This window comes from Enterobacter sp. E1 (assembly GCF_016809815.1).
Taxonomy (GTDB): Bacteria; Pseudomonadota; Gammaproteobacteria; order Enterobacterales; family Enterobacteriaceae; genus Enterobacter; species Enterobacter adelaidei.
Genome location: NZ_JAFBJM010000006.1, coordinates 43,706 through 61,848, shown reverse-complemented (window position 1 = coordinate 61,848; position 18,143 = coordinate 43,706). Strand labels below are relative to the sequence as shown.

Genomic DNA, 18,143 nt, shown 5'->3' with positions numbered 1-18,143 from the left:
ACGCCCCCGGACGGGTAAACAACCTTTATGGAAAAAAGACGCAATACACCACCCGAGCTAGCCACCTGGCCCACCCGAAAATCCATGGTGCACCATGGCCTGTCGATGAATCTACCGTGGCTGGCTTTCGTGAACGTGAGCTTTGCGCTGATGCTCCTGCTGCGCAACGTCTTGTTCGGTAACATCGACAGCCAGGTCGGTGCAACGAAATACCTTACGATGATGGTCGATACCTCAATGCTGGGGGTCATTATCCTTTCAACCGCGCTGATGGTTATGGCCTGGCGACGTATCGTCGGGATCAGTGTCGTGCTGTTTATCTGCAGCCTGCTGTGGTCACTGTGTAGTTATTTGTTGATCACGGTTGTTCAGCTTCCTCACGCCTGGCCAATCTTCGTGATTCTGTTGCTCGCGGGAATGACCGCGCTCTATTTTCACCCGTCGGGGCTGCTCTCTTTTGTCCTGCCGCTCTGGATCGCCCTGCCGTCTGCAAGCATCGCCCTGAACCAGAGCGTTAACCTGCGCTTTGCCGTGATCTGGGTGGTATTCACCCTGATCCTGATTTGCGGGCGCTTTATCCTCCTGAACTGGTTCGAAGAAGCCTGGCGACGTAACCAGCAGAATCAGCGACTCATTCTGCGGCTGGACGCGCTGGCGCATCTGGATGCGTTAACCCAGACGGCAAACCGCCGGGCCATGGAAACCGTGCTGGAAAACGCGGTTGATCAGAAAAAAGCCTTCTCGCTGATTATGCTGGATGTCGACTATTTCAAACTTTACAACGACACTTATGGCCACCAGGCGGGTGACGACTGCCTGGCGCAGGTAGCGCAGGTGCTGAAAAAATCAGTACGTACACCTCACGACGTTGTTTCTCGCTACGGTGGTGAAGAGTTTGTAGTGATCCTGTTTGACTGTCCGGAGAACATGGCAGAACAGGTTGCTATACGCATTCAGGAGGGGTTGTATTCAGCCGCGATACCGCACAGTGGCTCGAAGGTTAGCGGGGTTGTCACCGCCAGCATGGGGATTGCGGGAATGGAGGACGGTCTGGCGGGTCCCGAGATCATCGCCCGCGCTGACGCGGCGTTGTATCGGGCGAAAGAGGCCGGGCGGGATCGGTGGTCCCGTTAATAAAACCGGGTGAGGCGTAGCCGCCACCCGGCTTGTTTTTTAATACCGCACGCACACCGACTTCGTTTCGCACCAGCCGTCCAGCCAGTCCGGGCCAAAGTCGCGTCCGGTGCCAGACTGTTTCATCCCGCCGAACGGCAGGTTAGCGTCGATCAGCGTATGGCTGTTTACCCAGACGGTACCCGCCTGCAGCCTGTCGGTATATTCCAGCGCCTTGCTGATATTCTGCGTCCAGACGCTGGCCGTCAGGCCATACTCGGTGTCGTTTGCCAGCTGGAGCGCCTCTTCACCATCGGCCACTCGCACCAGGTTGACCACCGGGCCAAATACCTCTTCACGAGTGAGCCTCAGCGCGGCATCCGGGTTCACCACCAGCGTTGGTGAAACGTAATAGCCTTTACCTTCCGGGCCACGGTTACCGGCGATCAGTTCCGCATGACGGGACTTCGCTTCATCGAGGAAAGTCTGCACCTTGTCGCAATGCGCACGCGAAACCAGCGGGTTAATAAAGGCTTCCGGCGACATGCCCGGCCCGACGCTCAGCGATTTCACCGCCTGTTCAAACCCGCTGACCAGCGTGTCAAACAGCGGCGCTTCGATATAGATGCGGGAGCTTGCCGCACAGACCTGTCCCTGATTCAGGAAGCTGCCGGTCATCAGGCCTTCAATCACCCAGGCAGGGTCGGCATCTTTCAACACGATGGCAGGGTTTTTCCCGCCCAGTTCCAGGGTCACCCCGGTTAACGTGTCCGCCGCCGTGCGGGCAATTTGCTTACCCGTTGCCGTTGAACCGGTAAAACTCACTTTCGCAATGTGCGGATGGGAGGTCAACGCAGCGCCACACACCGCGCCGCTCCCGGTTACGACGTTGAACACCCCGTCCGGGATGCCCGCTTCGCTGGCCAGCTCCGCCACGCGCAGCATGGTCAGCGGCGTGGTTTCTGACGGTTTAATCACAATGGAACAGCCCGCGGCCAGCGCAGGCATCACTTTCCACATCCCAATCATTAGTGGGAAGTTCCAGGGTACAATTCCGGCCACCACGCCAACCGGCTCTTTGCGCGTCCACGCCTGGTAGCGGGCCCCCTGTGGTAATGGGATGGAGAGGTCCAGCGTTTTGCCCGCGATTTTGGTGGTCAACCCGGCGGTGTAGCGCATCCAGTTCAGGGTGCAGCCAACTTCAAAAGCGCGGGAAATGTTAATGGATTTGCCCTGCTCCAGCGTTTCAAGCTGAGCCAGCTCCTCACTGTGCTGCTCAACCAGATCGGCAAAATGGAGCAAGATCCGCTCGCGTTCCGCCGGTAATTTTCCGGCCCAGCTGCGGGCAACAAACGCGCGCCAGCCGGACATCACGGCGCGGTCAACATCGTCAACGCTGGCATCGGCAGTCGAGGCAATCACCTCACCCGTGGCCGGGTTGTAGACATTCAGCCGTTTTTCACTGTCTGATGCGGCCTGACGCCCTTCGATCCACAGGCCATGATGTCGGTCTAAAAACTGCTGCACAGCAGGTTGGATTGCCACCAGTGATTCAGACATAGGGTACTCCTTCGTTATTATTCGTCGGGTGTTGATCCAGTCTAAGAGGGGTTTCGCATTCTCGCTTTTGTCTGTGTGACATTCGCTTTGCCACCTGTGACAGGCTCCGCAAATCGTGATAATTCCGCCTTATATCACTGTTCCCGGTGAGTGTTCTTTCCTATAGTCAGCCTCATAGCTCTGACAAAATGCAACACAAATGCAACAATGCGAAAACGTTGACGGCGCAGTGAGAGAAACGATGGCGTGTGCAAGCGAGCAGGAACAGTATCAGCAGTGGCTGGCGCAAATTAACCAGGTTTGCGGGCGCTTTAACGCGCGTCCTCTGGAGGGAAAATTCTTCGGCGAACTGGAAACCAGCTACGCGCGCAGCCTGAAGCTCAGTACCGTTACCGCAGGCGGTGTGAATCTGTTCCGCTCCCGTCAGGAGATCGCTCAGAGTAATGATGCCTGGTTCTATACCGTGTTTCAGCTTGAAGGCAGCGCAGAAATTGAGCAGGATGACCGGCGCTCTGTGCTAAAAACCGGTGATATCACGCTGCTTGACGCATCCCGCCCCTGCTCAATCAACTGGCAGGAAAAATCCCGTCAGATTTCGCTGCTGGTACCCCGTCAGATCATTGAGCAGCAGTGTCGGTTTCAGGAGATCAACTGCGCGCTCACCCTTTCCCGTTCTTTGCCAACGGTACAGCTGAGTCATCGTCTGTTAATGGACAGTATGAACAATGCCGATCTGAGTGACCGGGAGAGTGAAGCCGCGATCGAAGCGATGGTCTGCCTGCTGCGCCCCGCTTTCCAGCAGCGCGAGTTGATTCAGCCGCGTAAGGAACGCCAGTTCCAGCATGTGGTGGCGCTGATCGACGATCATATTCAGTCTGAATCTCTGCGTCCGGAATGGATTGCCGCCGAAAGCGGTATGTCAGTGCGCAGCCTCTACCGCATGTTTGCCGAGAAAGGGCTGGTGGTGGCGCAGTACATTAAAAACCGTCGTCTGGATCTGTGCGCGCAGGTGTTGCGTTCTACCAGTGATGGCGAAAAGCTGGCGGGGATTGGCTACAGCTGGGGATTTACCGACCATAGCCATTTTTCCACGGCGTTTAAGCAGCGTTTTGGCGTCTCGCCAGGTGAATACCGCAAGCGCTACCGCTAACTATTTTTTCAGCCATTTTCCGTTAATGCCCTTCACATACTCGCCGGGTTGAGCACGGGCAACCAGTTTTTGTCCCGCCATTTTCGCCACTTCATCGACCGGTAAATTATTGCTGTCAGCCAGCTTCTGGTAGTTTTCCGTGCGCGCCGCATTGATACGGTTAACCAGCGCCAGCGTTTCCGCATCCTGTTGGATCGGGGCAAGATACCCGCTCAGGGTTTCCCCTACGCGCCCCTGCGCCCGGGCATCATTTAAGGTGAGCGCGGCCGCCTGCACGTTCATCCCCAGTGCCAGTAAAATCAGAGCTAATCGTTTCATGGCGTCCTCAGAACAGATCGCTGCGCGATTTCAGCAGAGTTTCAACGTCTTTATCGACCTTAATGTGGATCTCATGTTCGATTTTGACATTCATATTGATGGTAATCGGCTCTTTCGGTGCCGCGACTTCAATGCGCGGCGTACAGCCACTCAGTAGCGCGACAACGGCAACGGTGAGTACACCAGCCATCTTTTTCATTGTTGTTCCTCACTTTCCTTGCCAGTCGAACTGCGGGGACCGGGTATCGCCGCGTGTTGCTCAAACCAGGTTTGCAGGTTGTCTCCAAAACGCAGGCTGCGCCAGAGGGTAAAGACATTCTCGTCATGGGTATAGTTCAGGTTGACGGTGCTGCTTTTGCCATCGACACGGCTGGTCCCCTTGATGGTGGCCTGCATGGTTAATTGCCCCAGGTTATCTAAATTGATTCTCGTCCACGAACGCGAAATTTCCATATAGCGGAGCCAGTTAATCGCGGCGCCCGCGACCATATTATCGTTCACAATGGCGTCTGCGGTATCTTTGTCGATACGCAGCGTCATGGGCCCGGGGTTGCTCAGCCAGCCATCTTTGATGATCCATTTTTCATTGTCCAGCCAGAACGGCAGCGCCCCGCTGACCGGCCCCGACATGGCAAACTGTTTCGGATTGACGGCGCTAATCAGCTCGCTGGAAGAGATATTGTCTACGCGCAGCAAGGCCGGATCGTGTTGCGGCATTCTCAGCTGCTGCATGGTGATTTTCCCGCCGAGGGTTTCCACCTTCACGTTGGTGAGCAGGAGCGGGTTTTCCTCGGTCCATGGGTAGTCCCCCTGGAGGTCCGCCGTAATATTTCGCGCGGTCACCAGGTTTTCGACTTCATCTATGCGCAACGTTACCGGACCGCGCGTGCCCAGGGACCAGGTCCCTTCGCTGAAGCGGAACGGCAGCACAAAATCGACGCCGTTGACCTGGTTATCAGGCATCCAGGCGCTGCCGGATTTCAGCACGCCGTGCCCACCGGCTTCAAAGCCCTGATCGGCCGCCGCCGAGAAGGCGACCTGCGCATAGAGTTCCCCGTCACGCAGCGTCATTTTCCAGTCCGGTGGTATCAGCGGCTGAAATACGGTAAGCGACTGTTTCGGCCACCAGGCCTGCCCGCGAAGACGTTCCCCATCCCATCGACCATTTACCTGTACCGGGCCAATTTTGTCTGCATGGAGGTCGCCCTTGAACTGGAAAATCGTTGGGTCTGTTCCGTCGACGCTAAAGGTCAGTACTGAGGGCGGTAACACGCTCCCGCCGGAGAAGCGGGTTTGTCCCGCATTGAGCGCCAGCGCGCCGCTGAAGGTGGGTTTTTCGGGGTCACGGAACCAGCGCACCGGTTGATCCAGCACCAGACGCGGCTTGCTGACTTCCATCGTACCGTACTGAAGTTTGTCAAAACCGGTGGAGAGCGCAGTTAGCTCAATGAGGTTGTCACGCCATTCACCTTTCCCGGCGACATCCCAGCGCGCATTCATCGGCGTAAAGCCCCCTTTTCCCCAGTAGCGCCACTGCCACAGACCGTTGTCGGGTAAAAAGTCGTTGGCCTGGCCGTCCAGGTGGAGCTCAAAATCGCCCATTTCGTTTTCATGGGCCCGCAGAATGGCCTGCAAACGGCCATCAACACCCTTTTGCGTGAGCTTGACGCCCGCCAGTGGCCAGCGAATTTCATCAATATTGAGGGAGTTAATAATGCGTCCGCGTGAACGAAGCAGCGCCCCCGGCTCAAAGGAAAGCTGAGGTTCATAAAGGCTTCCGGTCAGTTTTGCCGGCAGTCTGGCGTAGAGAATAAGGTCGTTTTGTTTCGCCTCACCGCTCAGATACAGCGGCATGTCGCTGTTTTCCATACTGAGCCTGCCCGGCCCAAGGTTCAGAACCGCGTTGCCTTTCCCTGCATCACCTTGGGTAAGCACATTGAGACGTCCGGAAAAGGTAGCTTTCTCCAGTCCCTGTTGCCAGTTGTCGACTCGCAGGCCAACTCGCCCGCTCAGCGGCATACCGGAGAGGTCCCAGTTCCAGCGTCCGTCACTGATATTCAGCTGTTCTGCCGTGATCTGCCACGGGAGGTCGAGCAGCGGGTCGGGGTTATCGCGCGCCATCACCACCAGTTGTCCCTGATTTTCCTCCCAGTCCAGATCGGCATCGACCAATGAGGTGAGCTGTGGCACGTTAAAGGTCGCGACCGCGTGGCCTTTAACCGGTACCCCATCGGGAACCAGCGGCAGAGTGAACTCGCCCACCAGTTTTATGGGCTGAGGCCGATCGGGAAGCTGTACATCGAACTGGCTGACGGAGAGCAACTGTCCACGAAGTTTCCCTTTAATGCTGACCTGCTCGCCTTTATAGGTAATCTCCTGGCTGGCTGGCGTCAGCGAGGCATAAAGCTCGCCCTGCCATTGTTGCCAGGGCGAGAGCGTCAGGCGATGAACGGTAAGCCAGGTCTTCGGTAAAACCGCCTGCCACTGTGCCAGCGTTTTGGGCGCAACCGTTGAGGGTGCAGACTGAGGGATTTTGCTTAAACACGCGGAATTAAGCTCAAGCGCACCGATATCCAGTTTCCAGCGACTGGGACGTGACAGCGTCACGTTATCGACCCGGGCAATCTCACAGTCTTCAACCAGATAGCGAACATCGGGAATGACCAGTGCGTGACGGGTGATTTTGGGGCTTTGTTCAAAGGCGATACGTGTCCCGACGGGTAGCCAGATACCGGCAAGCGTTGGGACCCACTGGGCGAGCGTCATCAGCAGCGTCAGCGGCAAGAGGATGAACAGCAGTAAAAGCGCAATTGCGGCTTTGTATTTACCCTTCATGGGCAGTTAATATCCTGATTTAGCGAAAGAATTAAGCCGACATTGCCGATCATTGTCGCATGTTTAGCCAGTCAGTTGAAGGGAATGCCATTTTTAAGGATAGATGCTCTAGAATAATTGATAGAACTTATTGAATTCAATAATATTTCAAAAATTGTAAGATAATTTTAATCATGCTAACGTGAATGCAAAATCACTGGAGAAAGTCTTATGAAACTCGCGGTATATAGCACAAAGCAGTACGACAAAAAGTATCTGCAACATGTTAACGAGGCTTACGGGTTTGAGCTTGAATTTTTCGACTTTCTGCTGTCCGAAAAAACCGCCAAAACGGCGCACGGCTGCGAAGGCGTCTGCATTTTTGTGAACGATGACGGCAGTCGTCCGGTGCTGGAAGAGTTGAAAAAACAGGGGGTGAAATACATCGCCCTGCGCTGCGCGGGTTTTAACAACGTTGACCTCGACGCGGCGAAAGAGCTGGGTCTGAAGGTGGTTCGCGTGCCGGCGTACTCACCGGAAGCGGTCGCGGAACATGCGATTGGCATGATGATGTCGCTCAACCGTCGTATTCACCGCGCTTATCAGCGCACCCGTGATGCTAACTTCTCGCTGGAAGGACTGACCGGCTTTACCATGTACGGCAAAACCGCCGGCGTGATCGGCACCGGTAAAATTGGCGTCGCCGCCCTGCGCATTCTGAAAGGCTTCGGCATGCGTCTGCTGGCGTTCGATCCCTACCCAAGCGCTGCAGCGCTGGAACTGGGCGCCGAATACGTCGACCTGCCAACCCTGTTCTCACAGTCTGACGTGATCTCCCTGCACTGCCCGCTGACGCCGGAAAACTACCACCTGCTGAACCAGGCGGCATTTGACCAGATGAAAGATGGCGTGATGATCATCAACACCAGCCGCGGTGGGTTGGTTGACTCTCAGGCCGCCATCGAAGCGCTGAAAACGCAGAAGATTGGCGCGCTGGGGATGGACGTGTATGAAAACGAGCGCGATCTGTTCTTTGAAGACAAGTCTAATGATGTGATCCAGGACGACGTGTTCCGCCGCCTGTCTGCCTGTCATAACGTGCTGTTTACCGGACACCAGGCGTTTCTGACTGCCGAAGCGCTGATCAGCATTTCGGAAACCACGCTGGGGAATCTACTACAGCTGGAAAAGGGCGAAGCGTGCCCTAACGAACTGGCATAAGCCTAGCGCCGGGTGGCGGCTATGCCCCACCCGGCGAACTGTCAGTTTCCCATGTCCGATGAGCACAGCGCCACCACAGCAGGACGGCCACCAGGGCAATCGCGCTCAGTACGCTGAACGCCGTCGCAAAAGAGTAATGACCGGCGATCGTACCGGTTAACGCCGGACTCATGGATGCCCCAATCCCCTGCATCAGCATCACCACGCTTTGCCCGGCATTAACGTGCCCGCTTCCGCGCAGCAGCACCACAATAAACGACGGTACCACGACACCCAGGATCCCGGCGGCCAGTCCGTCGAGGATTTGTACCGGTATCATCATTAACGGCGCGTCCGTAGATGCCGCCAGCGCCGCGCGCACCGGCATAACCAGCAGCGCCAGCATAATTAAGCGCCAGTAGCCGTAGCGTTCTATGCGGTGTGCGACCCAGATGGCAACGGGGATCATCACGGCCTGTGAGATGATGACGGTACCCGCCGCATACAAACCGGGGTTAATCGAGGCAGGTGCCGCTGCAACTCTCATGCTCAGCATCGGCAGCAGCGCGGCGTTTGCCAGGTGGAACAGCAGCAGCGTCAGCCCGGTCACAAACAGCGCACGGTTTTTCATCAGCACCGCAAAACCGGGAACCGGCAGGTTCGCCTGAGATGACAGCCCGCGCGCGGCGTTGTTGTCGATATCGCCGTGGCGAATGGCAAGCAGCGCGCAGAGCGTGAGCAGCGTCGTGCAGGTCATCAGCAGGAAGATCCCGCCCACGCCCCAGTACCAGGCAATGCCGCCTGCAATCAGTGCAGTGACAAAGTTGCCGCCGTGATTGAACGCCTCATTTCTGCCCATCTGCGCACTGAACCCGCCCTGGCCGGTCAGCCCCAGCGTTATACCGGCGATCAGCGGCCCCACAAATGCCGCACTGATACCGCTGACAATTTGCGAAACAGCGACAACGCTGCTCTGCTGGCTAAACCAGAGCAGGAGCGTACTGAGGGTGATGAGCAGGCACACCAGCGCCAGCACGGATCGCTTGCTGCGTGAGGTGTCGGTGATAAATCCCGCCGGCAGCGTGGCCAATAATCCCGCCAGACCACCGGCCGTCATCAGTATGCCGATATCATCAGGGGACCAGTGACGTTCAGTCAGAAAAATACCGAGAAAAGGACCAAGACCATCGCGGACATCCGCAATGAAAAAACTGGTCAGGCACAACGCCCGCAGTGAACGAAGAGACATACTGCCTGCCTTAGCATGTTACAGCCTGTTATAAATACAATCGAGTATACCGGGTATTGTTGAAAATCAGGTGACATCTATAAAACTTTTCCCCGAACTTAAACAATTCATAACGAACGTTGTTTTTTCGCTTTACTCATTATAAAGCCTTATTATACTGGCGATAAATTTACACAGGAGTCCTTCGTTGGAAAGTCACTTATATATGATACGAAGGTAAGCTAGTGCGATTTCACGCTGCTTACCTGAACGGTGGGCAGCAATCATCTCAACGCGATTGCATCCCGACACTTTAAGAACCGCTATAATTGTGGGTAATCGCTATGTTTCTGTTTACACATTCACTCTTCCCGCCGCCGTCGCGCTGAAAATACGTAGTGTTTAAATGGCGTCATATAGTGCTTTAGCACTGACGCTTATTATTGAATAACGTAAACAGGCGACAGGATGATGTTCCCATATATCTCTCATCTGCTCGCAGCAATGCTGCTGGGCGCAATTATTGGCGCAGAAAGACAATGGCGCCAGCGGATGGCCGGGCTTCGTACCAATGCACTGGTTGCTACAGGCGCGGCAGTGTTTATTTTAAGTTCCGTCTCCACTTCTCCTGATAGCCCGGGGCGCATCGCAGCACAGATCGTCTCCGGAATAGGTTTCCTCGGCGCAGGCGTGATTATGCGTGAGGGAATGAATATTCGGGGTCTGAATACCGCGGCAACGCTGTGGTGTTCGGCCGGAATTGGTGTGCTATGCGGATTAGGCCAATTCTGGAATGCCGCGATGGCCAGCGTAATTATTCTCTGTGCTAACATATTGCTTCGCGAAGCCGCGCAGCGGATTAATCAACTCCCTGCGCTTCACGAAGGCGAAAAATGTTATGTTCTGAAAGTGACCTGTAATGATGAGCATGAAGATGCCGTGCGTCAGAATGTCGTCAAAATGGCTCAGGAGCTGACGTTAAGTCTGAAAGCCATTTATTCAACGGCAGCGAAAACAGAAGGAACCACCGAAATTCGGGCTGAAGTGATTACCCGGGAGGAATACCGAAAATTACTCGATTTGATTATGGGTAATATGGGTGGTAATAAAATTATCGCTTCCGTAAGCTGTCATGCAATTTGAACATAAGCCGGGCTCTGTGCCCGGCTACGCGACCACTCAGCAAGCACACGCGCCCAGACGGCTAAAATAAAATTTGCTAATTAATCCTGTCCGTGCATTAATGATCTCGTTGGTTCGATGCAATACTGAATGTAACATTTTACTAAGCAGTCCTCATAACCAGGCGCTATCGCTGATACCCCCTCCTTTTGAGTCCATACGTATACAGTTTATACGTTTCCTATCATAACGTTACTACTTTAAAAGCATTCAAATGGAGTATATATGTCGTCAAAAATTTTAGGTCTGGTTAAGTGGTTTAACGAAGATAAAGGCTTTGGCTTTATCTCCCCGCTTGATGGCAGTAAAGATATTTTTGTCCACTTTTCCGCCCTTGAGGGGGACAGTTTCAACACACTTTTTGAAGGTCAAAAAGTCGAGTTTGCTATCATTAGCGGCAGTAAAGGCCCTGCAGCAGGCAACGTAACGCTTTGCGATAAATAATATCACCACGGACCCGCGATAACGATGACGGTTTTCCTGAGTAGACGGGTCCTTAGCATTGCTTTTTAATTTTCTGGCGATATTATTTTTTTAAAATCGTTGAGAGGACTTAAAAAGAGTATTGCAATATGGGCAAACAAGCTGTGCGCCCTTTTGTACGCGATTATAGCTGTGCTCTGAATCTTTCGAGCAGTTTGGGCAGGGACATTTGACTAAATGATTTCGACGAAATTGCGTATTTTTACGTCCAGACATAGGCTTCTCCTGATTAAATGGACTGCCACAGTACACGTTAAGTCAGGATATTGCTTGCTTTAATTTTCGAAAAAGTTAAAACAATGAATAAATCAGTCTCTTTGGACGGCATCAGCTTAAAAAATCACGAATGATTACAGGGTGATATATGAAAAAGGTGATAGTGTTCTTTAATGGTAAACCGAGCAAAGTTATGACTGTGCTTAAGGGCATTACATCCATACGTGAAGAATACCCGAATGGCGAAGAGGTTAATCTTCAGATAATGTCTGCTGGTTTTCCGTCTTTAACAGGCGATCATGATGTTATCTATGTTGCCTCGGATCGGGAACTTACCTCTCAGGAAATACTCGATGCAGCACAAAAATATTTGTGATGTCTCGGGTTCGCAGTTAATTTTTTGAATTAAGATTAGAATAACAATTATGCATCATCATTAGCGCCTGCTTAACGCAGGCTTTTTTTATGACCATTTGTCCTCAACGGTGAGCGGGTCAAGCGGGCGCTAACCCTGGATGACCCGCCAACTATGGCATTACGCGCTCAATCCGCGATTCTCCAGCATCGGTTCAATCTTTGGATCGTGCCCGCGCCAGTTACGATACAGTTCCGCTAAATCTGTACTATTACCACGGGATAAAATCGCCTCACGGAATTTTTGCCCGTTTTCACGGGTTAAACCGCCCTGCTCGACAAACCACTGATAGCCATCGTCCGCCAGCATTTGTGTCCACAGGTAAGCGTAATACCCCGCCGCGTAACCGCCACCAAAGATATGGGCAAAGTAGCTGCTGCGATAACGCGGCGGTACGGCGGGCAGATCCAGCCCCTCTTTTTTCAGGGCGGCGGCTTCAAACGCCTCGACACTTTCAACAGGCTCACGAATACTGTGCCAGTTCATGTCCAGCAGCGCGGCACTGAGTGTCTCCGTCATGTCATAGCCTTTGTTAAACTGAGTCGCACTCAGCATGCTTCTCCGTAGCGCTTCCGGCATCGGTTCACCGGTTTCAAAATGACGGGCGTAATGGGCAAATACCTGAGGATGGCTGGCCCAGTGTTCGTTTATTTGCGACGGAAACTCAACGAAATCACGTGGGGTATTGGTACCCGCGAGCGTGGCGTAGCGCTGGCTGGCAAACAGCCCGTGTAGCGTATGGCCGAACTCGTGGAACAGGGTAATCACATCATCCCAGGAGAGTAGCGCCGGGCGTCCATTACCCGGTTTCTGATAGTTACAGACGTTGTAGATAACCGGACGGGTGGCAAATTCATAGGATTGCACGACAAAACTGTCCATCCACGCCCCACCTTGCTTGGAGTCACGGGCAAAGAAGTCACCGTAGAACAGTGCCATACCAACACCCGTGTGGTCGAAAATTTCCCATACGCGAACGTCCGGGTGATAAACCGGGATATCAAAGCGCTCCACAAAGCGGATGCCAAACAGCTGGCTGGCCGTCCAGAATACGCCATCGTGCAGTACGTTATTGAGCGCAAAATACGGCCTGATTTGCGACTCATCGAGGGCATATTTTGCCTGACGCACGCGCTCCGCATAAAAGGCCCAGTCCCAGGCCTGCACGGTGAAACCACCCTGTTCGTCATCAATGACATTCTGAATATCGGCCTGCTCGCGTTCCGCGCGGGTACGTGCGGCAGGCACAATGCCACGCATAAAGGTAAGCGCGGCGTCTGGCGTTTTCGCCATCTGGTCGGCAATGCTCCAGCTGGCATAATCCTCAAAGCCCAGCAAGCGAGCCTGACGTGCACGTAACGCAGTAAGACGAAGGATCAGCGCGCGCGTATCGTTCTCATCCCCTTTCTGGGTACGCGTCCAGCCCGCGTTAAACAGATTTTCCCGCGTCTGACGATTGCGCAGCGCCGAAAGCGCGGGTTGCTGGGTGGTGTTCAGGAGCGGGATCAACCAGCGATCGTTAAGCTCTCTCTCGGTGGCAGCCTGTGCGGCATCAGCGATTTCGTCAGCGCTAAGCCCATCAAGCTGGTGTGCGTAATCCACCACCAGCCCGCCAGCTTTATCAGCAGCCAGCAGACGCTGATTAAACTGGCTGGTCAGAGAGGCCGCCTCGGTATTAAGCGCCTTCAGCTCGGTTTTTTCTGTCTCATTCAGACGTGCGCCGGCCAGAATAAACCGCTGATATGTCTCCTCAACCAACCGACGGGATTCAGCGTCCAGCGCGGCACGGTCCTGCCAGACGCTCTCCACGCGTGCGAAAAGCGTGTCGTTTAGCCAGATATCGTTCGCCAGCGCGGCAAGTTCGGTAGAGAACTGCTCTTCCAGTTCCTGCAGGTACGCATTGGTGTGTGCGGAGGTCATGGCGAAGAAAACGCTGTTGACGCGCGTGAGCATGGCGCCGCTTTTCTCCAGCGCCAGTACGGTGTTGGTGAAGTCTGGCGCAGTGGTCTGAGAGACAATGGCGTCAATATCCGCCCGCTTCTGGCGAAGCGCTTCATCGAAAGCCGGGCGATAGTGGCTATCGTTGATTTCATCAAAATGAGGTACCTGGTAAGGTAAAAGGCTGATTTCAAAAAAGGGATTCGTGGCCGTCATCTTTTGCTCCTGAGTACGGGTATCCTCCCAGAGTATACACTTCATCCTTCAAGCTGCCTCTGCGTTGGCTTTCCTCGTTCACCCCAGTCACTTACTTATGTAAGCTCCTGGGGATTCGCTGCGTCGCCGCCTTGATGCAACTTGAATGATATTGTGTATAGGCCAGGCCGCCATCCCCTGCAATGCTGTCATACAAATGTTGCCTTAACGCACCCTCGGCGACCGTGCTATGTTAGTACAACACAAAAAGCGTTGAGGAACAGTGAGATGATTATTTTAGTTACCGGGGCGACAGCGGGTTTTGGTGAAAGCATCACGCGTCGCTTCGTCGCCAACGGACACAAGGTGATTGCAACGGGCCGTCGTCAGGAGCGCCTGCAGGAGCTGAAAGACGAATTGGGTGACAGCATCCTGACCGCACAACTGGATGTGCGTAACCGCGCGGCCATTGAAGAGATGATTACTAACCTGCCTGCCGAATGGCGTGCCATTGATGTGCTGGTTAACAATGCCGGTCTGGCGCTGGGCATGGAGCCTGCCCACAAAGCCAGCGTTGAAGACTGGGAAAACATGATCGACACCAACAACAAAGGGCTGGTCTATATGACCCGCGCGGTGCTGCCGGGCATGGTCGAGCGCAACCGCGGCCACATTATCAATATTGGTTCCACCGCCGGGAGCTGGCCATATGCGGGCGGCAACGTCTATGGCGCGACCAAAGCGTTTGTGCGCCAGTTCAGCCTGAACCTGCGTACCGATCTGCACGGTACGGCCATTCGCGTCACCGATATCGAACCGGGTCTGGTTGGCGGGACTGAATTCTCCAACGTGCGTTTCAAAGGCGATGACGCGAAAGCGGGTAAAACCTACGAAAACGCTAACGCGCTGACGCCGGAAGATGTCACTGAAACGGTGTGGTGGGTGGCGACGCTGCCGAAACACGTCAACATCAACACCGTAGAAATGATGCCGGTCAGCCAGAGTTTTGCCGGACTTAGCGTCCATCGTGGCTAACTGAGCCCTTCCCGGCCTGCGGGCCGGGTCTGTTTCGGGTTATAAAAGAATGGTAGTATGTTCAGGCTAACTCTCTGAGAAATGACAACTCATGGCCGCTGAATCGCAACTCAATCCCACCCAGCCAGTAAACCAGCAAATCTATCGCATTTTGCGACGTGATATTGTCCATTGCCTGATCCCACCGGGTACACCGCTTTCTGAAAAAGAGGTGTCCGTGCGTTTTGACGTTTCCCGTCAGCCGGTGCGCGAAGCGTTTATTAAGCTCGCAGAAAACGGTCTGATTCAGATCCGCCCGCAGCGCGGCAGCTATGTGAACAAAATTTCACTCTCTCAGGTGCGCAACGGCTGTTTTGTTCGCCAGGCGATTGAATGTGCCGTCGCGCGCCGTGCTGCAACGCTTATCAACGACAACCAGTGTTATCTGCTGGAGCAAAATCTGCACCAGCAGCGCATTGCGATAGACCGTAAACAGCTCAATGATTTCTTCCTGCTGGATGACGAATTCCACCAGAAACTGGCGCAGATTGCCGATTGCCAGCTGGCCTGGGACACCATCGAGAACATTAAGGCCACCATCGACCGCGTGCGCTACATGAGCCTCGATCACGTCTCCCCGCCGGAAATGCTGCTCCGCCAGCATCATGATATTTTCAGTGCGCTTGAAAAACGCGATGCCGACGGTGTGGAAAAAGCGATGACACTGCATTTACAGGAAATTAGTGAATCTGTGCAGCTTATTCGCCAGGAAAATAGCGAGTGGTTCAGCGAAGAGTAACATTTGCCGCACCCCTTACGGATGCGGCGAAGAAATTAACGAACGACTAATACCGGAATAGTGGCGTAGCGCAGAATAGATTCCGCATTTGAACCAAGCAGATGAGTGGTGATGCCCGGGTTTTTCGACCCGATGACGATCACATCATATTCCCCCTCCTTGCTCAGCTTGATAATTTCATCGCGGACATTGCCAAAACGAACCATGCCGTGAATATTCTCAGGGGAGATATCGAACAGTCTCTTTAACTCGTTCATTTTCTTCCCGGATTCAGCGGTCATATACTCTTCAAATTTTTTAATATCAGCGTTAAACCCGCGCAGCAGTGAGCGACTGCTGGCCGGAAGAATGTTGACCAGGGTAATCGACGCACCCTCAGCCTTTGCCAGGTTGGCCGCATGGCGTACCGCTTTATCGCTTAACTCCATTTCAAACACATCAACAGGCATCAAAATCTTCTTATACATAAGCCTGACTCCTTATTCCGATGAAGGGTTATTTCCTGCCTCCAGAATGGCATCAGAAATATAAACCAACCCTCAACGCTTCCCTATCGAAACTATCAGCTTATGAAAATAACGGTCTGCTTTGTAAATTGCTGTCGTGAACCGTCAGCACTCGATGCAATAAACAAAAAAGTGTGAGTTTGATCAAAAACAAAAACATGAAGCGCGGACAGGCGTATTTATATGCCCCGTGAACGGCAAACCTGAATTAGCGCCGTAACGGATAAGTTAGAGAGGAGAATATACCATGATGACATACGACCGTAACCGTAATGCAATTACCACTGGCAGCCGCGTCATGATAAACGGCACAGGCCATACTGGGGTCATTAAAGCGATCCATAGCGACGGTCTTGATGCCGCGCAAGTGCGTCGTAGCAAAACGGTGGAAGTGGAAGGATGCGAAGGTAAGTTCGAACCGATTGAACTGATTCGCCTGGGTATGCACTAAATTGTACCCGTACATGCCGCCGCGAACGGCGGCATGAGATGAATTATCGTTGCGCGGCGTACTGTGCCACCGTGGCTTTTGCTCCCTTCTGTAGCAACGTCTGATACGCGCTCATCACCGCATCCACAAAGCTAGCCTCTTCAGGTAACTCTCTGCCAAAAATAGCCTCGATGCCAAGCAGGGCTTTCACACGGCTTTCCCCCTCGGTACTTCCCTTCACTGCCGCCTGAATCACGGCCAGTTGCGGATCGCTCACCTCAATGGTATTACCCTGTTCATCCACACCGCCAACATAGCGCATCCAGCCAGCCACACCCAATGCCAGTAGCGGGAACGGCTTTTGATGCACCAGGTGCCAGCGCACAGAATCCAGCATACGCTGCGGGAGCTTCTGGCTACCGTCCATCGCAATTTGCCAGGTTCGATGACGCAGGGCCGGGTTACTGTAGCGAGCAATCAGCAGATCGGCATAATGACCTAAATCGACGCCTTTCACTTTTAAGGTCGGCGCCTGCTCGTTGAGCATCAGCTTATGCGCGGCAAGGCGGTAATTCTCATCCTGCATACAGTCGTTGATATGCTGGTAACCCGCCAGATAACCAAGATAGGCAAGGAATGAATGACTGCCATTGAGCATACGCAGCTTCATCTCTTCAAACGGAATAACATCTGACACCAGCTCGGCCCCGGCTTTTTCCCATTCAGGACGCCCGGCAACAAAGTTATCTTCAATCACCCACTGGCGGAACGGTTCGCAGGCCACTGCCGCCGGGTCGCGCACGCCAGTCAGTTGTTCGATTTTATTCAGCGTGTCTACCGTTACTGCAGGCACGATGCGGTCCACCATCGTTGACGGGAAGGTGACACTGGATTCAATCCAGTCCGCCAGCTCACCATCGACAGCGCGAGCATAAGCACAGGTGACATTGCGCATCACATGGCCGTTCTCCGGCATGTTGTCACAGGACATCACGCTGAAAGCAGGCAGACCCGCAGCTTTACGGCGCGCCAGTGCTTCAACCACTACCCCGGGTGCGGATGTCGGGTGATGGGGGTTTTGCAGGTCGGCGGCAATTAACGGATGATCGAACATCAGTTGCCCGGTCGCGGGTGAGTGACAATACCCTTTCTCGGTGATCGTCAGCGAGACAATTGCCACCTGCGGTTCACACATCGCGGCCAGCACGGTCTCCAGCCCGTCAACCTGCGCATGGAGTGCTTTTTTGACCACTCCGACCACGCGAGATGTCCATGCATTGGCAGACATCTCCGCCACGGTATAGAGGTTATCCTGCGCGTTGAGATCGGCAATCTGCTGCTCGCCGCCAATCAGGTTTACTTCACAATAACCCCAGTTGCTGCCGTGTTCCGCTGCGAGAATGTCGGTATAAACCGCCTGATGCGCACGGTGAAATGCGCCGAAGCCAAGATGAACAATGCGTGCCTTCAGGTCGTCGCGAGTGTACTGAGGAAGCGTGGCTTTCGCCTGTAATAACCGGTTTTCCATGATTAAGACTCGTTAAGTAGAACGCTGTGAACCACTGCCGCTCATTGACCAGAG

General features: G+C 53.9%; 18 protein-coding genes. 9 read left to right on the top strand and 9 right to left on the bottom strand.

From position 1 onward, the window contains the following. Positions 1-27: 27 nt before the first annotated feature. The gene (locus tag JGF26_RS16005) at positions 28-1,134 is read left to right on the top strand and encodes a GGDEF domain-containing protein (protein WP_028017553.1); all 1,107 of its coding nucleotides are present in this window, start codon (positions 28-30) and stop codon (positions 1,132-1,134) included. Positions 1,135-1,173: 39 nt separating this feature from the next. On the opposite strand, the gene JGF26_RS16000 is transcribed toward JGF26_RS16005, so the two are convergent. Further along, a complete protein-coding gene (locus JGF26_RS16000; RefSeq protein WP_049006774.1) occupies positions 1,174-2,673 on the bottom strand; it encodes an aldehyde dehydrogenase family protein in 1,500 nt (499 codons plus the stop codon). A 241-nt stretch (positions 2,674-2,914) separates the two neighbouring features. Between JGF26_RS16000 and feaR the strand changes: the two genes are divergently transcribed. Continuing rightward, complete coding sequence (gene feaR, locus JGF26_RS15995; protein WP_134708430.1) at positions 2,915-3,823, top strand: transcriptional regulator FeaR; 909 nt, start codon at positions 2,915-2,917, stop codon at positions 3,821-3,823. On the opposite strand, the gene JGF26_RS15990 is transcribed toward feaR, so the two are convergent. From JGF26_RS15990 to JGF26_RS15980, 3 genes are read right to left on the bottom strand one after another with little or no spacing between them, the layout of a single operon-like run. Further along, a complete protein-coding gene (locus tag JGF26_RS15990) occupies positions 3,824-4,141 on the bottom strand; it encodes a YdbL family protein (RefSeq protein WP_028017556.1) in 318 nt (105 codons plus the stop codon). 7 nt (positions 4,142-4,148) lie between these two features. Beyond that, positions 4,149-4,340, bottom strand: a complete 192-nt coding sequence (locus JGF26_RS15985) for a YnbE family lipoprotein (protein ID WP_028017557.1) — start codon at positions 4,338-4,340, stop codon at positions 4,149-4,151. Continuing rightward, positions 4,337-6,976, bottom strand: coding sequence for a YdbH family protein (locus JGF26_RS15980; RefSeq protein ID WP_049006771.1), 2,640 nt, complete (start codon positions 6,974-6,976; stop codon positions 4,337-4,339). The genes JGF26_RS15985 and JGF26_RS15980 overlap by 4 nt, the downstream gene beginning before the upstream one ends. Before the next feature lie 210 nt (positions 6,977-7,186). Between JGF26_RS15980 and JGF26_RS15975 the strand changes: the two genes are divergently transcribed. After that, positions 7,187-8,176, top strand: a complete 990-nt coding sequence (locus JGF26_RS15975) for a 2-hydroxyacid dehydrogenase (protein WP_134708358.1) — start codon at positions 7,187-7,189, stop codon at positions 8,174-8,176. A gap of 19 nt (positions 8,177-8,195) precedes the next feature. Here JGF26_RS15975 and JGF26_RS15970 read toward each other — a convergent pair whose 3' ends face one another. Then, complete coding sequence (locus tag JGF26_RS15970; protein ID WP_134708357.1) at positions 8,196-9,404, bottom strand: MFS transporter; 1,209 nt, start codon at positions 9,402-9,404, stop codon at positions 8,196-8,198. A 450-nt stretch (positions 9,405-9,854) separates the two neighbouring features. On the opposite strand from JGF26_RS15970, the gene JGF26_RS15965 reads away from it, so the two are divergent. Next, positions 9,855-10,526, top strand: coding sequence for an MgtC family protein (locus tag JGF26_RS15965; RefSeq protein WP_028017561.1), 672 nt, complete (start codon positions 9,855-9,857; stop codon positions 10,524-10,526). A gap of 264 nt (positions 10,527-10,790) precedes the next feature. Next, a complete protein-coding gene (locus tag JGF26_RS15960; RefSeq protein ID WP_028017562.1) occupies positions 10,791-11,009 on the top strand; it encodes a cold shock domain-containing protein in 219 nt (72 codons plus the stop codon). A 90-nt stretch (positions 11,010-11,099) separates the two neighbouring features. Here JGF26_RS15960 and JGF26_RS22450 read toward each other — a convergent pair whose 3' ends face one another. Then, positions 11,100-11,264 (bottom strand): YnfU family zinc-binding protein, encoded by a 165-nt coding sequence (locus JGF26_RS22450; RefSeq protein WP_218064858.1) that lies wholly within the window; start codon positions 11,262-11,264, stop codon positions 11,100-11,102. Between the two features lie 148 nt (positions 11,265-11,412). Here JGF26_RS22450 and JGF26_RS15955 point away from each other — a divergent pair, with 148 nt between their 5' ends. Continuing rightward, positions 11,413-11,640 (top strand): hypothetical protein, encoded by a 228-nt coding sequence (locus JGF26_RS15955; RefSeq protein ID WP_028017563.1) that lies wholly within the window; start codon positions 11,413-11,415, stop codon positions 11,638-11,640. Positions 11,641-11,799: 159 nt separating this feature from the next. On the opposite strand, the gene dcp is transcribed toward JGF26_RS15955, so the two are convergent. After that, entirely contained in the window at positions 11,800-13,833 is a 2,034-nt protein-coding gene (gene dcp, locus JGF26_RS15950) for a peptidyl-dipeptidase Dcp (RefSeq protein WP_134708356.1), read from the bottom strand. Between the two features lie 267 nt (positions 13,834-14,100). Between dcp and ydfG the strand changes: the two genes are divergently transcribed. Continuing rightward, positions 14,101-14,847 (top strand): bifunctional NADP-dependent 3-hydroxy acid dehydrogenase/3-hydroxypropionate dehydrogenase YdfG, encoded by a 747-nt coding sequence (ydfG, locus tag JGF26_RS15945; RefSeq protein WP_028017565.1) that lies wholly within the window; start codon positions 14,101-14,103, stop codon positions 14,845-14,847. Between the two features lie 91 nt (positions 14,848-14,938). After that, a complete protein-coding gene (locus JGF26_RS15940) occupies positions 14,939-15,625 on the top strand; it encodes a GntR family transcriptional regulator (protein ID WP_028017566.1) in 687 nt (228 codons plus the stop codon). A 35-nt stretch (positions 15,626-15,660) separates the two neighbouring features. On the opposite strand, the gene JGF26_RS15935 is transcribed toward JGF26_RS15940, so the two are convergent. Beyond that, positions 15,661-16,092 carry a universal stress protein gene (locus tag JGF26_RS15935; RefSeq protein WP_028017567.1) on the bottom strand — a complete coding sequence of 144 codons (432 nt, stop codon included), beginning with the start codon at positions 16,090-16,092 and terminating at the stop codon, positions 15,661-15,663. A 286-nt stretch (positions 16,093-16,378) separates the two neighbouring features. Here JGF26_RS15935 and ydfZ point away from each other — a divergent pair, with 286 nt between their 5' ends. After that, on the top strand, positions 16,379-16,582 hold the full coding sequence (ydfZ, locus tag JGF26_RS15930; RefSeq protein WP_014831738.1) for a putative selenium delivery protein YdfZ: 204 nt from the start codon (positions 16,379-16,381) through the stop codon (positions 16,580-16,582). Positions 16,583-16,625: 43 nt separating this feature from the next. Here the strand turns inward: ydfZ and JGF26_RS15925 are convergent, their stop codons facing one another. Continuing rightward, positions 16,626-18,089, bottom strand: a complete 1,464-nt coding sequence (locus JGF26_RS15925) for a mannitol dehydrogenase family protein (RefSeq protein WP_134708355.1) — start codon at positions 18,087-18,089, stop codon at positions 16,626-16,628. Positions 18,090-18,143 lie beyond the last annotated feature (54 nt).

Bases quoted from the DNA above. Each gene is read 5' to 3' on its own strand.
- JGF26_RS15925 (WP_134708355.1), bottom strand. From the start codon at position 18,089: ATGGAAAACCGGTTATTACAGGCGAAAGCCACGCTTCCTCAGTACACT.
- dcp (WP_134708356.1), bottom strand. From the start codon at position 13,833: ATGACGGCCACGAATCCCTTTTTTGAAATCAGCCTTTTACCTTACCAG.
- JGF26_RS15980 (WP_049006771.1), bottom strand. From the start codon at position 6,976: ATGAAGGGTAAATACAAAGCCGCAATTGCGCTTTTACTGCTGTTCATC.
- JGF26_RS22450 (WP_218064858.1), bottom strand. From the start codon at position 11,264: ATGTCTGGACGTAAAAATACGCAATTTCGTCGAAATCATTTAGTCAAA.
- JGF26_RS15975 (WP_134708358.1), top strand. From the start codon at position 7,187: ATGAAACTCGCGGTATATAGCACAAAGCAGTACGACAAAAAGTATCTG.
- JGF26_RS15960 (WP_028017562.1), top strand. From the start codon at position 10,791: ATGTCGTCAAAAATTTTAGGTCTGGTTAAGTGGTTTAACGAAGATAAA.
- JGF26_RS15990 (WP_028017556.1), bottom strand. From the start codon at position 4,141: ATGAAACGATTAGCTCTGATTTTACTGGCACTGGGGATGAACGTGCAG.
- ydfG (WP_028017565.1), top strand. From the start codon at position 14,101: ATGATTATTTTAGTTACCGGGGCGACAGCGGGTTTTGGTGAAAGCATC.
- JGF26_RS15935 (WP_028017567.1), bottom strand. From the start codon at position 16,092: ATGTATAAGAAGATTTTGATGCCTGTTGATGTGTTTGAAATGGAGTTA.
- JGF26_RS15970 (WP_134708357.1), bottom strand. From the start codon at position 9,404: ATGTCTCTTCGTTCACTGCGGGCGTTGTGCCTGACCAGTTTTTTCATT.
- JGF26_RS15955 (WP_028017563.1), top strand. From the start codon at position 11,413: ATGAAAAAGGTGATAGTGTTCTTTAATGGTAAACCGAGCAAAGTTATG.
- ydfZ (WP_014831738.1), top strand. From the start codon at position 16,379: ATGATGACATACGACCGTAACCGTAATGCAATTACCACTGGCAGCCGC.
- JGF26_RS15940 (WP_028017566.1), top strand. From the start codon at position 14,939: ATGGCCGCTGAATCGCAACTCAATCCCACCCAGCCAGTAAACCAGCAA.
- feaR (WP_134708430.1), top strand. From the start codon at position 2,915: ATGGCGTGTGCAAGCGAGCAGGAACAGTATCAGCAGTGGCTGGCGCAA.
- JGF26_RS15965 (WP_028017561.1), top strand. From the start codon at position 9,855: ATGTTCCCATATATCTCTCATCTGCTCGCAGCAATGCTGCTGGGCGCA.
- JGF26_RS16000 (WP_049006774.1), bottom strand. From the start codon at position 2,673: ATGTCTGAATCACTGGTGGCAATCCAACCTGCTGTGCAGCAGTTTTTA.
- JGF26_RS15985 (WP_028017557.1), bottom strand. From the start codon at position 4,340: ATGAAAAAGATGGCTGGTGTACTCACCGTTGCCGTTGTCGCGCTACTG.
- JGF26_RS16005 (WP_028017553.1), top strand. From the start codon at position 28: ATGGAAAAAAGACGCAATACACCACCCGAGCTAGCCACCTGGCCCACC.